This is a genomic window from Bradyrhizobium sp. SZCCT0148, from assembly GCF_018129985.1.
Classification (GTDB): Bacteria; Pseudomonadota; Alphaproteobacteria; order Rhizobiales; family Xanthobacteraceae; genus Bradyrhizobium; species Bradyrhizobium japonicum_H.
Map to the genome: position 1 here is coordinate 974021 of NZ_JAFCKT010000001.1, position 14440 is coordinate 988460.

General features: G+C 62.7%; 14 protein-coding genes and 1 tRNA gene. 11 read left to right on the top strand and 4 right to left on the bottom strand.

The genetic code is table 11. From position 1 onward, the window contains the following. Positions 1-18: 18 nt before the first annotated feature. From JQ580_RS04720 to JQ580_RS04745, 6 genes are all read left to right on the top strand, one after another. Complete coding sequence (locus JQ580_RS04720) at positions 19-261, top strand: Arc family DNA-binding protein (protein WP_212278529.1); 243 nt, start codon at positions 19-21, stop codon at positions 259-261. Then, positions 258-1424 carry a tyrosine-type recombinase/integrase gene (locus JQ580_RS04725; protein WP_212278530.1) on the top strand — a complete coding sequence of 389 codons (1167 nt, stop codon included), beginning with the start codon at positions 258-260 and terminating at the stop codon, positions 1422-1424. The genes JQ580_RS04720 and JQ580_RS04725 overlap by 4 nt, the downstream gene beginning before the upstream one ends. Further along, positions 1421-1621, top strand: coding sequence for a hypothetical protein (locus JQ580_RS04730; RefSeq protein WP_212278531.1), 201 nt, complete (start codon positions 1421-1423; stop codon positions 1619-1621). Before JQ580_RS04725 ends, JQ580_RS04730 begins: the two co-directional genes overlap by 4 nt. Before the next feature lie 68 nt (positions 1622-1689). Continuing rightward, a tRNA-Ser gene (locus JQ580_RS04735) sits at positions 1690-1779 on the top strand. A gap of 374 nt (positions 1780-2153) precedes the next feature. Then, positions 2154-3179, top strand: coding sequence for an AI-2E family transporter (locus JQ580_RS04740; protein ID WP_409363196.1), 1026 nt, complete (start codon positions 2154-2156; stop codon positions 3177-3179). Continuing rightward, positions 3176-3628, top strand: coding sequence for a potassium channel family protein (locus tag JQ580_RS04745; RefSeq protein WP_212278533.1), 453 nt, complete (start codon positions 3176-3178; stop codon positions 3626-3628). The genes JQ580_RS04740 and JQ580_RS04745 overlap by 4 nt, the downstream gene beginning before the upstream one ends. Before the next feature lie 14 nt (positions 3629-3642). Here JQ580_RS04745 and JQ580_RS04750 read toward each other — a convergent pair whose 3' ends face one another. Further along, positions 3643-4326: a helix-turn-helix domain-containing protein gene (locus tag JQ580_RS04750; RefSeq protein ID WP_212278534.1), complete on the bottom strand. Its 684-nt coding sequence runs from the start codon at positions 4324-4326 to the stop codon at positions 3643-3645. Between the two features lie 294 nt (positions 4327-4620). Between JQ580_RS04750 and JQ580_RS04755 the strand changes: the two genes are divergently transcribed. Together JQ580_RS04755 and JQ580_RS04760 are read left to right on the top strand one after the other, a co-directional pair. Beyond that, positions 4621-5244: a response regulator transcription factor gene (locus tag JQ580_RS04755; RefSeq protein ID WP_212279200.1), complete on the top strand. Its 624-nt coding sequence runs from the start codon at positions 4621-4623 to the stop codon at positions 5242-5244. A gap of 175 nt (positions 5245-5419) precedes the next feature. Next, positions 5420-5788: a response regulator transcription factor gene (locus JQ580_RS04760; protein ID WP_212279201.1), complete on the top strand. Its 369-nt coding sequence runs from the start codon at positions 5420-5422 to the stop codon at positions 5786-5788. A gap of 15 nt (positions 5789-5803) precedes the next feature. Here JQ580_RS04760 and JQ580_RS04765 read toward each other — a convergent pair whose 3' ends face one another. From JQ580_RS04765 to JQ580_RS04775, 3 genes are read right to left on the bottom strand one after another with little or no spacing between them, the layout of a single operon-like run. Further along, on the bottom strand, positions 5804-6388 hold the full coding sequence (locus JQ580_RS04765; protein ID WP_212278535.1) for an invasion associated locus B family protein: 585 nt from the start codon (positions 6386-6388) through the stop codon (positions 5804-5806). Between the two features lie 22 nt (positions 6389-6410). Beyond that, entirely contained in the window at positions 6411-7301 is an 891-nt protein-coding gene (locus JQ580_RS04770; protein WP_249133925.1) for an alpha/beta hydrolase family protein, read from the bottom strand. Positions 7302-7310: 9 nt separating this feature from the next. Next, positions 7311-8999 carry an aspartate:alanine exchanger family transporter gene (locus JQ580_RS04775; protein ID WP_212278536.1) on the bottom strand — a complete coding sequence of 563 codons (1689 nt, stop codon included), beginning with the start codon at positions 8997-8999 and terminating at the stop codon, positions 7311-7313. Positions 9000-9132: 133 nt separating this feature from the next. On the opposite strand from JQ580_RS04775, the gene JQ580_RS04780 reads away from it, so the two are divergent. The 3 genes from JQ580_RS04780 to JQ580_RS04790 all read left to right on the top strand — a co-directional run bounded on the left by JQ580_RS04780 (position 9133) and on the right by JQ580_RS04790 (position 14440). After that, positions 9133-9813, top strand: coding sequence for a YoaK family protein (locus JQ580_RS04780; RefSeq protein WP_212278537.1), 681 nt, complete (start codon positions 9133-9135; stop codon positions 9811-9813). After that, positions 9810-11513, top strand: coding sequence for a SulP family inorganic anion transporter (locus JQ580_RS04785; protein ID WP_212278538.1), 1704 nt, complete (start codon positions 9810-9812; stop codon positions 11511-11513). Before JQ580_RS04780 ends, JQ580_RS04785 begins: the two co-directional genes overlap by 4 nt. Before the next feature lie 173 nt (positions 11514-11686). After that, on the top strand, positions 11687-14440 hold the full coding sequence (locus JQ580_RS04790; protein WP_212278539.1) for a decarboxylase: 2754 nt from the start codon (positions 11687-11689) through the stop codon (positions 14438-14440).

Sequence of the window (14440 nt, forward strand, 5' to 3'; positions counted from 1 at the left end):
AGTCGCAGGGAGAAACCGGTGGTACGCAAGCCTTCAGAAACCGTTCAGCTCAAGTTGCGCTTCAGCGAAGACCTTCGGCGAAAGCTCGAAAAAGCCGCTGAGCGCAATGCTCAATCCATGAATGCAGAAATTATTGCCCGGCTGGAAGAGTCTTTCCGTAAGGCCGAAGTGAGAGAAGTGGTTCGCGAGGAAATGACCAATTTCCTCGAAGCGCTGGATCCAGTCTTGTTCAACAAACTCAAAAAGGATGCCAACAAGTGAAGGGGCATATCCGAGAGCGCTCGCCCGGCCATTGGGCAATCATCCTCGATCAGCGCGACCCTGCAACGGGCAAACGCAAGCGGAAGTGGCATTCGTTTAAGGGCACCAAGCGGCAGGCCGAAGCGGAATGCGCCAGGCTTGTTACGGAAATGAACGGCGGCGGCTACGTTGAGCCCTCCAAAGTCACGGTCTTGCAATTCCTTGAACGTTGGTTGAAGCACATCAAGCCCAACGTCTCGCCACGCACGCATGAACGCTATGAGCAGATCGCGACCAAGAACATTGCCCCTCTGCTGGGCGCCAAGATCCTGTCCAAGCTTCAGCCGATCGATATCAGCGAGGCTTACGGCAAGGCCCTGGAGAACGGTCGGCGGGACGGGAGGGGTGGTCTCTCGCCGCGCACCGTGCACCACATGCACCGCGTTCTTTATTCGGCTCTAGGACAAGCTGAGCGCTGGCGCTTAATCACTCGAAATCCGGCAGCGCTCCTCGAAAAACGTGATCGGCCGAAGATCGAGCGTAAGCCGGTCAGGACGATTGATGCGAACGCGACGGCTGCCGCTTTCGATGCTGCTCGGGAGCGCCGCCTGTTTATCCCGCTTATTCTTGCAACCCTCTGCGGCCTCCGCCGTGGGGAGATCACAGCGCTCCGCTGGCGTTCGGTGGACTTGGAGAACGGGCAATTGGCCGTTGTTGCGAGCACAGAGCAAACCGATGCCGGCACCGTCCGGGAAAAAGAAGCCAAAAGCGGCCGCGCGCGCACCATCGCAATGCCCGCCATGGCAGTTGAAGAGCTGCGGCGCTGGCGCGTCATGCAGGCTGAAGAGCTGCTTCGGCTTGGCGTTCGCGGTGATGATGACCGACACGTGGTCACACAGGCGGATGGTTCACCCCTCCAGCCGCGTAGCCTCACTCATGCCGTTTCCGAGTTCCTGAAGGAGTGGCGGGTCACGCTGCACGGTCTCCGGCACAGCCATGCCAGCCATATGCTGGCCTCGAACATCCATCCCAAGATAGTCCAGGAACGGCTAGGCCATTCCTCGATTGCGATCACGATGGACATCTATAGCCATCTGATGCCGAACATGCAGGGGGAGGCTGCCGCGGCGGTTGACGGCGCGCTTCGAAACGCCTTCGCTAGTCGAAGGCAGGAGGGAGAATGATGCCGGAGAACTGGTATTTGTGGGTTAGCCTGATGGGCTGCGTTCTCTACGCAGGTCAACAGATTGAGACGTTGATCGGGAAGCGGCTCGACAAGATTGAGCGGGAGCTTGAGGCTCTGAGAGAAGGCATCGGCCAGGTCGATATTGACCTGACGAGGCTTTGGGCAATAAACAAGGCCACCGACGACGTTGGGTAGCAAAGCGGTAGCAGAGTCCTCAAAATGTTCTCTGCGAAGCGACGAAAAGCCTAGCAATTTCAAGTCTCGGAAGGGTGGCCGAGTGGTTTAAGGCACCGGTCTTGAAAACCGGCGTGCCCGCAAGGGTACCGTGGGTTCGAATCCCACCCCTTCCGCCAGGATATTGTCGTGAACGTTCGAACTTCCGAATGACTTCAGTGACTTACGGCTAAAGGTTTGCGTCGCGCTTCACCGCTGCTCCAACTTATGGGCCCCGTGCGTTTGAACTCGTGACGCACTGTTGTGGTTTTCCCGAGCGCGAATATTGCTAGCTCCGTTTGGTGGCTACGCGCGAGGCCAGCAGTTACCTCACCGCCCGCCGATTTGGCTCGATCACCCCTGCAGCTGCGACAGAAACTCCGCGACCGCTTGACCTGGATCAAGCCCGCGGCTGTAGCCCGACGCTGTGTAGGCGCGCCACTTTACGGTTCATGAGACTCCAGCCTTGAAGCCTCCTCGCGATCTCGTCAGCGCCGAAAGCATTGTCCAGCTTTTGATCCGGTTGGCACTGCTGGCCCTGTTGATCGTCTGGACTTTCATCATCATCCGGCCCTTCGTACCGATCCTGACCTGGAGTGCGGTGCTTGCGGTGGCATTCTATCCGGCGTTCGGCTGGCTCGCCAAACGCCTCGGCGGACGCCCACGGATCGCCGCAGCCATTCTCACCCTGGTTACGCTAGGCATTGTTCTCGGCCCCGCGGCATGGCTCGGGCTGAGCGCGGTCGAAGGCATCAGAGACCTTGCGAGCCAGATCGGCACCGGTGATCTCGCGCTGCAGGCCGCCCCGGAGCAGATCAAGCGCTGGCCGCTGATCGGCCCCCAACTCTTCGATCTCTGGAATCTGGCCTACACCAATATTCGCGCCGTTGTGCGCGAGGTGGCGCCGTATCTGAAGCCGCTTGCAGGCGTGATGCTGTCATTTGCCGGCAGCGCCGGCGTCGGTGCGCTGCAGTTCCTGGTGTCGGTCTTCATCGCCGGCTTCCTGTTTCCCTATGGGCCGCAACTCGTCGCCGCGATCCGGGGTTTCCTGGTCCGCATCGTGCCGGAGCAGAGTGAGCAATTCCTGGAGCTCGCGGGCGCCACGATCCGCGCCGTATCTCAGGGCGTGATCGGGGTGGCATTCGTGCAGGCCCTCGCCGCCGGGATCGGCTTCAGGCTCGCAGGCTTGCCGAGCGCCGGTCTGCTGGCCCTGATAGTCTTGTTGCTGTCGATTGTTCAGATCGGCGCATTCCTCTTGCTCGTGCCCGCGCTCATCTGGATCTGGGTGGACAAGGACGTCACCACGGCCGCGCTGTTGACGGGATTTTTCGTTGTCGTCGGACTCCTGGACAATATCCTGAAGCCGCTTGTGTTGGGCCGGGGACTGACAACACCGATGGTCGTCATCCTTATCGGAGTGATCGGCGGCACGCTTGCCCACGGGATCATCGGTCTCTTCATCGGGCCGATCATCTTGTCCGTCGCCTGGGAGCTGGTTGCGGCCTGGATTAAAATCCAGCGAGGAGTGCCCGCGCAATGATGTTGCAGTTTGCCGTCGGCGTGCTTGTCAGCGCGATCAACATCGCGATTCATGCGCTCGTGACCGTCATTGCCGTGTCGATCGCGCGCAGGGCCGGCCTTCGGGAATCCGGCCGGCAGAATTGGCACCTGATGGGCGTCATGACCGTGACCGCAGCGGTGCTGGAACTCGCTCACGTCCTTGAAATCCTGGTTTGGGCCTTATCGTATCATGTGGTGCAGGCGGCTCCGCCCGGCAGCGATGTGCTCTATTTCGCCTTCGTCAACTACACCACGCTTGGCTACGGCGACATCACGCCGACAGCGGCATGGCGCCTGATCGGCCCGTTCACTGCGATGAATGGGGTCCTGCTGTTTGGCTGGTCCGCGGCCATCTTGTTCGAAGTTCTGCTCAAAATGCTGGGGCACCTCGGACTGAGGGAATTGCCGCGGGGCGATGCGATTGGATAGAGAGCCTTGTCCGGTCAGGACTGGAGATCAAGACCCGCCAGCCGTTCTCTGTCCAGCAGCACGATTTGGCGCTGCGTATTTCCGACAAAGCCCAGGACGCCGAATTCGTGCAGGCGCGACAGAGCGCGCGACACGGTCTCCAGTGTCAGCCCGAGATAGTCGGCAATATCGCGCCGCGACATCGGGAGGGCCATGATCCCAGCCGCCGTCAGCCGTTTGTCCATTTCGAGCAGGAAGGCCGCGACCCGCTCCAGCGACGTCTTGCGGCCGAGCAACAGCATGTGGTCTTCCGCGTGCTGGAGATTGTTCGTGGTCAAGCTGAGCAGATTTTTTGCCACCGTTGCATCGCTCTCGGCCACCGTTTCGAGACTTTGCCTCCTGATCAGACGCACCGTGGTGTCGATCACGGCCTCCGTTGTGAACCGATGCTCGCTGCCGTTCTCGAGGCCGAAAATATCGCCCCTCAGGTGGAAGGCCCCGATCTGTCGGCGGCCGTCAGACAGCAGCTTGTAGCTTCGGACTGCGCCAGCCTTGACCTGATAGACGTACTCGGCGGGCTCCTTCTCGCCGTAAATCTCCTTTCCTTTTCTGTATGAAAACTCGCTTAAACTGACGATCGCCTTTGAATCGCTGGTCATTCCGAGGTCGCGGAGGGAATTGGGGCGCTGTGCGGAATCGGTGGCAATGCGAACAAACATGGCAAAACCCCCAACCTCTTGCCGAATTAACCCGCCAGACGAGATACTTCGAGCCGGGAGTACGCCGTGCTGTCTCGCTCTCGCCGAGGTTGATTTTCTGCCAAGGCGGTATTTCAATCCATTGTCCCTAGGTTCATTGTACCAAGGGACAAGCCCCGCGGCTTGATGCGTGGAATGAGACTTCGCTGCCGAGGCCGGGATTGATGGTGTACCGTTAGTCCGATTTGCGGACTGTTGACGATGGACTTTGCGGAGCGGGGCGTCGATTGTGCTGGAACTGGCCGAGAGGTGAAGGTGCCGGGTCTCGTTCACGTAGTTGATGACGATGAGTCCTTTCGGACGGCGATTGGGCGGCGCCTGAAGCTCGCGGGCTACAAGGTGGTGACCTATGCTTCGGCGCTGGAGTTGCTGGAATCTCCGCTCGATGACGCGCAGGTGGGATGCATTCTGCTCGACGTGCGCATTCCCGGATTGAGCGGTCCCGATTTGCAGGCCAAACTGATCGCATCCGGCTCGACGCTGCCGATCATCTTCCTGACAGGGCACGCTGATACCCCGACCACCGTAAGGGCGATCAAGGCGGGAGCCGAAGACTTCCTGACCAAGCCGATATCGTCCGAGCAATTGATCGATGCCATCGAACGGGCTCTGGCGGGTCAACGGGCCGCGCGCGCCCAGCGCACCAAGCTCGACACGTTTCGAACTCACCTCGCTACGCTGACGCAACGCGAGCGGCAGGTGTTCAACCTCATCGTGCGCGGCCGCATCAACAAGCAGATTGCGCACGAACTCGGAACGACCGAGCGCACCGTGAAAGCGCATCGACACCAGGTGATGGAAAAGATGCAGGTTCAATCGCTTGCCGCTCTCGTGTCGATCGCGGAGCGGCTCGGAATGCTCGGTACCAACGAGAGTTAGTTTCGGTCATTGGTATTTGGCTGCCACCGCTCCCCAAAGACAGTATCGAAGCGTGTTGACACGGCTTCACGAGCCGTGCGCAATGATGGACAGGCAACGCGCAGCAAGCGGATCCAGTATCCAATTGCCAGCACGGCGTTCACCGCGCGATCATCTTTCGAAAAGGCACATCGCCTTGCCGCTACGCAGGTCCGTCTTTGTCCTCGACGACGATGCATCCATGCGGACCAGCATGAACAGGCTGCTGCGCGGATACGGCTTCAAAGCGACGCTGTTCGAGTCCGCGGGGGCCTTGCTCCAGCACGGCAAATTCGACACTGCGATCTGCATCGTTCTCGATATCGATCTCGGGGGACAATCCGGTATCGACGTGCGGCGACGCCTGGCCGAGCAGGGCGTCACGGCGCCGGTGATCTTCATCACTGGAAATGACAGCCCTGCGAACCGCGCCGCGGCGCTTGAGTCCGGTTGCATCGCCTATCTGACCAAGCCCTTTACGGCGGCGTCACTGATCGGATTCGTCGAACGCGCCAGGACCTCCTGAGATCAGCGCGGGCCGTCATTCGTCGATATCCTGCTCCAACGTCCTGGCTGGCGTCCCCTTGTGGACGGAGGCGAATTGCGTCAGGGGGATCGACGTCGTCATGGCGAGGAGGTTGGAGTCAATGAGTTCGATCGTCAGGATCTTGCCGGACTCCATCTCCTTGACGATCTTCGGCGCCGCGACATCTGCGGCGATGCAGAGATTGGTGAGACACCACGTATAGGGCACGCGGAAGGGAGTGCCCTGGTCAATGCTCAACCTTGGTGGCTGTTGCAGATACATGCCGACGGGCACGAACAGTTGCAGCCGGGCCGTGGCAGAGTCTTCGCGCTCGATCAGATCCACCCGTACTGCCGTCTGTCCGGTTGCGAACTGCCCCGTGATCGAGGTCCGGCAAAGCGTGGGTGCACCGCCGGCTTTGAAGCAGAGCTTCTGCCAGGCGCCATAGTTGATGTCCTTGGCCTCGCGTTGACCGCGCGGCGCGACTTCGGCCGGCTTCTCGGCCCGGGCGCCCTTCGGGGTGGCCTGTCCCGACGGCGTCGCGGTGCCGGCGAGGGCGGTGACCAGAAGCGCTGCAAGGCAGTTGCGGGCATTGAGCATGGTCGGGTCTTTCGTCGGGAGCTCACTTTTGCGCGTCGAGGAATTTCGTGACCAGCGGCGACCAGAGGGAAATCGCATCTTTCGACCCGATGAAGAAATGCCCCTCATCGCCAAAGGGGGGCATGAGGTGATATTCCGCGCGGCCGCCGGCAGTCGTGAAAACCGCGTGCATGCGCTTGGACAGATCGGGACCAAAAAAAGTGTCGTTCTCGATGTAGATCCTCAGCATCGGCACACGCGAGGTGCGGCCGAAATCCGCGGTCGTCTCTACCAGCCGGTCGGGTGCGCAATTGTTGTTCGGCTTGCCGTCGACTCTGCCACCTCGGCCTGCAGCAAAGGTGATGATGGCTTTGACCTGAGGTAGATTCAGGCTCGACAAGGCGATCGAGGCCCAGCCGCCGGCGGACTGCCCAACGACGATCACATCCTTGGGGACGATGCGCTTCTCGGCGGCCAGATACTCGATAATCGCGAGGTCGACATGGGCGACGGCAAGGCCGGCGTCTCGGAAGTTAGGATTGCTGCACTTGCCGATCTTGGAGAAGAACGGTCCGTAAACGGCGCGCTCGGGAATGTCGATGGCCGCTGCGCCATAACCGGTGCCGACCGGCGCCACCACAAGGTAGCCGCGCCTCGCGAACCATTGCGCGGCGGCGCGAAATTCGACCAGCGGAAAGAAGCTGCGGTCCTTCGGATTAAGCGAGACCCCGTGATTCATGATCACGAGCGGGAAGGGGCCGTCGCCGACCGGACGCACCAGATACGCAAACATCGGAAGCGCTAGTGGCAGTGCCCAGACTTCCTCCTGGATGCGTGCATCGTCCCCATCGCGCGCCGTGGCTGCGAGAGGAGCGCACGCGAATAGCACAGCCGCAAAATATCCCAGCGCTGATCTGACCGGCCGCACCATCATTGGCTTCCCTCATCCGGTGTAGGTTGCAGCCACGATGATCGGTCCGAGGACCGTGAGCAGCACGTTTCCGACCGCGTAGGGGACGGCGACGCCGAGGACCGGCGTCTGGCTCTCGGCCACCTCGCAAGCACCGGTCACCGCGGCATCCACTGTCATGGCACCGGCCAGGGCGCCGCAGGTGATGACCGGGTTCATGCGCAGCACATGGTAGGCAAACAACGTCGCGACGATCAGCGGCACGATGGTGATGACGAGACCCATGCCGACCAGAAGCAGCCCGTGAGCCTGGATCGCGGCCCAGGCGGCAGCGCCGTTGCCGAGACCGATCGCCGCGATGAAGCCGCCGAGTCCGAGGTCGCTCAAGGTCTGTTGCGCGGCCGGAGGCATTGCACCCAAGGTCGGCTTGCGCGACCGCAGCCAGCCGCAGAATAGGCCCGCGATCAGGGCTCCGCCGCCACCGCCAAGCGTCAGGGCGACGCCGCCGACCCTGAAGCTGACCAGCCCCGCGAGCAGGCCGGCCGCGATGCCAGCGGCCAGGAACGCAATATCGGTGCGATCGCCCGAACGAAGGATCTGTCCGATCGTCTTTGCCGCACGTTCGATGTGGCGCGTGCTGCCGACCAGCGTCATGACGTCTCCGACATAGACGCGCGTGTCCGCGCTCAAGGGTACCTCGCGGCCCATGCGGATGAGGCCACGCAGAAACACGCCGCGGGCGTCGGCGCCGACGCGGGCCGCAATCTCCTGGATCGAGCGGCCGTGGAGATGGCGATTGTCCACAAGCACTTCGAGCACGTTGCCCGGCACGGCCTTCAGGATCTCGTCGGCGTCGATCTCGGTGCCGATAATCGGCCTGGCGGCGACAATCACCGCGGTGCGGCCCGCGATGACGATATCGTCACCGGCCTCGAGCACTGTCTCCAAATGGGGCTCGACGTCCGCGCCTCGACGGACGATGCGCTCGACCACCGTGCGGCTTCCGATTTCCTCCTCGATCGACTTGACGGTACGTCCGGCACCTGCGGTCACCCGGTAGGCGCGGGCCTGGAACTTGCGATAGGCTAGGTTTTCGGTCTTTGGCGGATCACCGCCGGCCAGCTCGGCCTCCAGCTTCTTGGCCTCGGCTTTCAGGTCGATCCCCATCAATCTCGGCGCGACAAAGGGGACGAACAGCAGGGTCAGGATATAGCCGAGCACATAGGTCACCGCGTAACCCGCTGCGATGTTCGCCTCCTGCTGGTCCAGCGTTTCCTTGGGCAGACCGAGCTGGGCCAGTGCGCCGGACGCTGTTCCGATCACGGACGATTGGGTCAGCGCTCCGGCCGCAATTCCGGACGCCGTGCCGGGATCGAGCCTGAGGCCGTAGGCGAACAACAGCACGATGATGAGGCCCGTGCCGCCCAGCACCAGCGCCATGGCGACCTGGGCGAGCGTGCGGACGCTCAAAGATGCAAAGAATTCGGGGCCTGACCGATAGCCGATCGTGAACACGAACAGGCTGAACAGGATCACGCGCAACAGCGAGGGAAACGCGAAATGCCCGAGCTGACCGAGCAGCACGGACACGATCAGGATGCAGGCGGTGGTCCCGATGGCGAAACCGCGGATCCGGACACGGCCCAGGACGGTGCCGATGGCGACGGCCAGCAGCAGGAAGATTTCCGGAGCGGCGGAGATGATCCACCTGACGGTATCCATGTCGTAGTCCTCCGGCGGTTTGCCACAATCTCATTTGCGAAAACGCGAGGGATTGCTTGATCCAGATCAAGCCTTCGAAGCGACGAGGGACCGCCTATCGCATGATACAGAGTTCGCGGCCGGCATCGTCGACATGAGCGCTCTTGACCTCGCAGCCGGCACGATCCGCCGCGACGAGACGGTCGAGATCGTTCTGTTGCTCGCCTTCGCCGGCGGCTATATCGACGCCTATACCTGGATCATCCACGGGGTGATGGCGAATGCCCAGACCGCCAATTTGATCTTTCTCTGGGTCAATGCGACCGCCGGCGACTGGACCAAGGCCCTTCATTTCGTGCCGCCGCTTCTGGCTTTTGCGGCTGGTATCGTGGTCGCCGCGTGGCTGCGCCGGGTCGCGTGCGAGCGGGCCAGCGCAATCAGCACCTTGCTCGAGATATTGCTGCTGATCGCGATCAGCATCCTCCACAACAGGGTGCCGGATCTGGCTGGCACGCTCGGTATCTCGTTCGTTGCCGCGATGCAGACCGCGATCTTCACCAAGGTCGAAGGCGTTACTTGCAGCACGGTGATGGCCACGGGCAATCTGCGGCAGGCGATCGAGACGGTCTTCGGCGCCTTCGCCGGCGGCGCGCCGCCCGGCACGCTGCGCCGTTCCGGTATCTTCTTCGCGCTGTGCGCCGTGTTCGGCGTCGGCGCTGCGGCCGGCGCGTTTGCCACGAAGACCGTTCCGAACCTCGCGCTCGGCATTCCCGTGGCCACGCTGCTCATCGTCTTGCTGCGCTGCGAAGCCTCGGATCAGAGCGCCGTCCAATGAATGCGCCGTCGGAACCCCGATGGATGCGCTTCTTGCCGCCGGCCAGCTGGCTTGCCGCCTACCGGCGGGAGTGGCTCCTTTCAGACGCGGTCGCCGGCGTCACGCTCGCGGCTTACGCCATTCCGGTCTCGCTCGCTTATGCCGCGATGGCTGGCTTGCCGCCTCAGGTTGGGGTTTACGGCTATATGCTCGGCGGCCTCGGTTACGCGGCGTTGGGAGCTTCGCGGCAACTCGCGATCGGTCCGACCTCGGCGATCTCCCTGATGATTGCGGCCACCGTCGGAGCGCTGGCCGGAGGGGATGCCATACGTTATGCGCAGATCGCAAGCCTTGCGGCTTTTGCCGTGGCGGTGCTGTGCCTCATCGCCTGGCTGTTCAAGCTGAGCGTGCTGGTTCGCCTCGTCAGCGACAGCATCCTGGTCGGTTTCAAGGCCGGGGCGGGGCTCACGATCATCATGAGCCAGTTGCCGAGCCTGCTCGGTGTCGCCGGTGGCGGCCACAATTTCTTCGACCGGGCGATCAAGCTGTCCGGACAGATCGGCGCGACGAACCCGCTCGTGCTCGCCATCGGTGCTGTCGCGCTGTTACTGCTTCTGTCCGGCGAGCGGCTCCTGCCAGGCAGGCCGGTCGGAATCGCGATCGTCGCCTTGGCGATCGCGACAGCGACGCTGCTCGGCCTTCCTTCGCTCGGCGTGCCCGTCACCGGCACGATACCGCAGGGACTGCCGGCGTTGTCGATGCCGACCTTCGGCCTGCTTGACTTCGACGATCTCTTCCCGCTCGCCGCCGGATGTGTGCTGCTGGCCTATATCGAGGGGGTTTCGGCCGCGCGCAGTTTCGCCGCCAAGCACGGCTACTCTCTCGATGTCAGGCAGGAGTTCCTGGGGCTCGGGGCCGCGAACCTCGCGGCCGCGCTCGGGCACGGCTATCCCGTCGCCGGCGGCCTGTCGCAATCTGCGGTCAACGACAGCGCTGGCGCCCGGACCCCGCTGGCACTGGTGATCTGCTCGGCGGCGCTGGGACTTTGCCTTCTGTACTTCACGGGACTGCTCACCAATCTGCCCAAGGCGGTGCTTGCGGCCATCGTCTTTGCCGCGGTCTACAAGCTGGTCGATATCCGAGCGCTCGTACGCATGTGGCGGGTCAGCCGGATCGACTTCTACGCGGCGGGAATTGCCTTGATTGCCGTGCTGCTGCTCGGAATCCTCCAAGGCGTCCTGCTCGCCTCGATCGCGTCGATCCTGTTGTTGCTGGCACGGGCCTCGCAACCGCACGTCGCCTTCATCGGTCGTTTGCCGGGGAGCGGCCGTTATTCGGACAGCGCGCGGCATGAGGGCGTCGAGCCCCTGACTGGAATCATTGCCTTCCGGCCCGAAGCCTCGCTGCTCTACATCAACGCCGAGACCGTCCTCGACCGGGTACTGGACGCGCTCGCGGCCTCATCCGGGCTTCGGCTGGTGGTCTGCGACCTCTCGGCATCGCCCTATATCGATCTCGCCGGGGCGCACATGCTGCACGACCTTCACGACGAACTCGCCTCGCGGAAGATCGTGCTCTGTATCGTCGGCGCGCATGCGCAGCTTCGCGATCTCCTGCATGCAGAAGGGCTCGCGGAGAGGACCGACAGCGTCCAATGGCTGCGCACGCTCGACAGCGTCCTCGCTGACGAGCAGGCCGCCACCGCGCACCGGACAGCCTGAGGGCTACGTGCTGCCATGCGACCTGTCGTGTCGGCCGATGCTCTCCTGAGAATGAGTCCGACCCTTGACTTGGATCAATGGAGTTGCCGGCCCCGAACTCACGGTGACGCATCATTCTTGTCCCGGAGACCATCAACAGATGAGCAGGGACTGTCGAGGAATCGGAGAGACACATGGCCAAGGACACGAAGCCGGCGCAAAAGCGCATCGACCAGTTCTTCTCCGGCCCGGGCGCCCGGGCGGACGATTGGCGCGATCTGGTCGAGGCAGCCAAGACCTGGGCGCGTGACGGCAATCGCGCGGCCTACGATGCGGTGCTGGCCGATCTTGCGATCACGGAAGAATTTCACGGCTATCCCGGGATGCATCTGATGGCGGCGCTGCGGGAAGCCGCGGCCGCCGGCGACGGCGCGACCTCGCTCACTCTTGCAACAAGGATTGCCCAGGCTCTGGCCACGCGGTCCTTCCGCCAGCATGCCGGCGACTGGAACGCCAAGGATGACGGTAATGGCGATGCGCCCGAGCTGGTGCCACCGAGCTTCGGCGCGCATACCGTGCGCAGGCCGTATTTCGAGACCCTGGTTGTCACCGGTGTGTCGCCCGGCCAATGGCCCGTACTTGCAGCCGAATGGCGCAAGCTGCGGCGGCCGGTCGATGCCTTCATTTATGAACCTGTCATCGTCGGTAGCCTCGAGGATGCCTTCTGCGCCACGATGCTCAATTCGAATATCGGCGCCGTCATCATCAACGAGGGCTTTGGCCTGCGTTCGCGCCACAATGCGCCTGTGCTGCGCTCGATCATGGCGACCGCCGGTCTCAACGACGAAACCGACGCCTCGGCGCTGCGGCTGGCCCACATCATCAAGCGCGTCCGGCCCGAGCTCGATCTCTACATGATCTCGAACCGCGACGTGGAGGAGCTGGCCGGCAATCCCGAGGCGGATGTGGTTCGCCGCATCTTCTATTCCGTTGAAGAGCTTCTGGAGCTGCATCTGTCGATCCTCGAAGGCATCCAGGATCGCTACGACACGCCCTTCTTCGACAATCTGAAGAAATATGCCCAACGTCCGATCGGGACTTTCCACGCGCTGCCGATCGCGCGCGGCAAGTCGATCTTCAAGTCCGATTGGATCCGCGACATGGGCGAGTTCTACGGCCCGAACCTGTTCCTGGCTGAGAGCAGCGCCACCACCGGCGGCCTCGACAGCATGCTCGAGCCGACCGGCAACATCAAGAAGGCGCAGGAGAAGGCGGCAAGGGCGCTTGGCGCCGACCGCGTCTTCTTCGTCACCAACGGCACCTCGACCTCGAACAAGATGGCGGTGCAGGCGCTGCTCGCGCCCGGCGACATCGCGATCGTCGACCGGAATTGCCACAAGTCGCATCACTACGGAATGGTGCTGGCCGGAGCGCAGCCGCTCTATGTCGAGGCGTTCCCGATGACGGAATACTCGATGTATGGCGCGGTGCCGCTGAAGACGATCAAGCAGGCACTGCTGAACGCCAAGGCTGACGGACGCCTCGACCGCGTCAAGATGGTCGATCTCACCAATTGCACCTTCGACGGCCACATCTACAACACCCGCCGGGTGATGGAGGAATGCCTCGCCATCAAGCCCGATCTGATCTTCCTGTGGGATGAGGCCTGGTTCGGCTTCGCGCGCTTCTCGCCGTTCCTGCGCCGCCGCACCGGGCTTGGCGCCGCCAACGAGATCGAGGCCTGGATGCGCGATCCGAAGTCGGTTGCGGCCCATGAGAAACAGCAGGCCGAACTCGGCAAGAACCCGTCCGAGGAGGTGCTGCTCAAGACTCGACTGATCCCGGATCCGCGCCTGATCCGGCTGCGTGTCTACCAGACCAACTCGACCCACAAGTCCATGTCGGCGATCCGCCAGGGCTCGATGCTCTCGGTCAAGGACGTCGAGTTCCACACAGTCGAGCAGCAATTCAAGGAGGCGGTGTTCACCCACGCCTCGACCAGTCCGAACCAGCAACTGATCGCCAGCCTCGACATCTCGCGGCGGCAGATGGAGCTGGAGGGTTATGGCCTCGTCGCCAATGCGATCGAGATCGCATTTGCAATCCGCCAGGCGGTCAACAACAATCCGCTGATCTCGAAATACTTCCGCATCCTCGGTGCCGACGCCATGGTGCCCGCGCAATATCGCCAGAGCGGCTTTACGGACTTTCTCGCTCCCGGCGTCAACTGGGCGAATACGCTCAAGAGCCTGGACGAGGACGAGTTCTGCCTCGACCCGACCCGCATGACGCTGGTGTGCGGCATGGCCGGCTACGACGGCACGCAGTTCAAGGGCATTCTCGCCAACGAATACAATATCCAGGTCAACAAGACCTCGCGCAACTCGGTCCTGGTCCAGTCCAACATCAACAACACCCGCAGCGACGTCGCGCATCTCGTCCGCGTGCTCGCGGAAATCGCGGGCGAGATCGACCGCGGCCTCGCCCACGGCGGCGCCAATGCCCGCAAGACGTTCGAGGCCCGGGTCACGAGCCTCATGAAGGATGTGCCCGATCTGCCGAACTTCTCGCATTTCCACCCGAGCTTCCGTGGCGATGCCGGCACCAAGACCAATGAAGGCGATATTCGCACCGGCTTCTACTCCGCCTATGACGCCGCCGGCTGCGAGCACCTCCGCCTCAACGATCCCGAGATCGACCGGCGGCTGAAGGCCGGACCGGAGCTCGTCTCGGCCAACTTCGTGATCCCGTATCCGCCCGGCTTCCCGATCATGGTGCCCGGGCAGGTCATCACGCAGGAGACCATCGACTTCATGCGCAAGCTCGATGTGAAGGAGATCCACGGCTACGACGCCAAGGAAGGCTTGAAGCTCGTGCGCACGGAAGCCTTGGCGAAACTCGGACGGCTGAAGCCGGGCGCGCAGCCGAAGCTCAAGGCCGCGTCATAG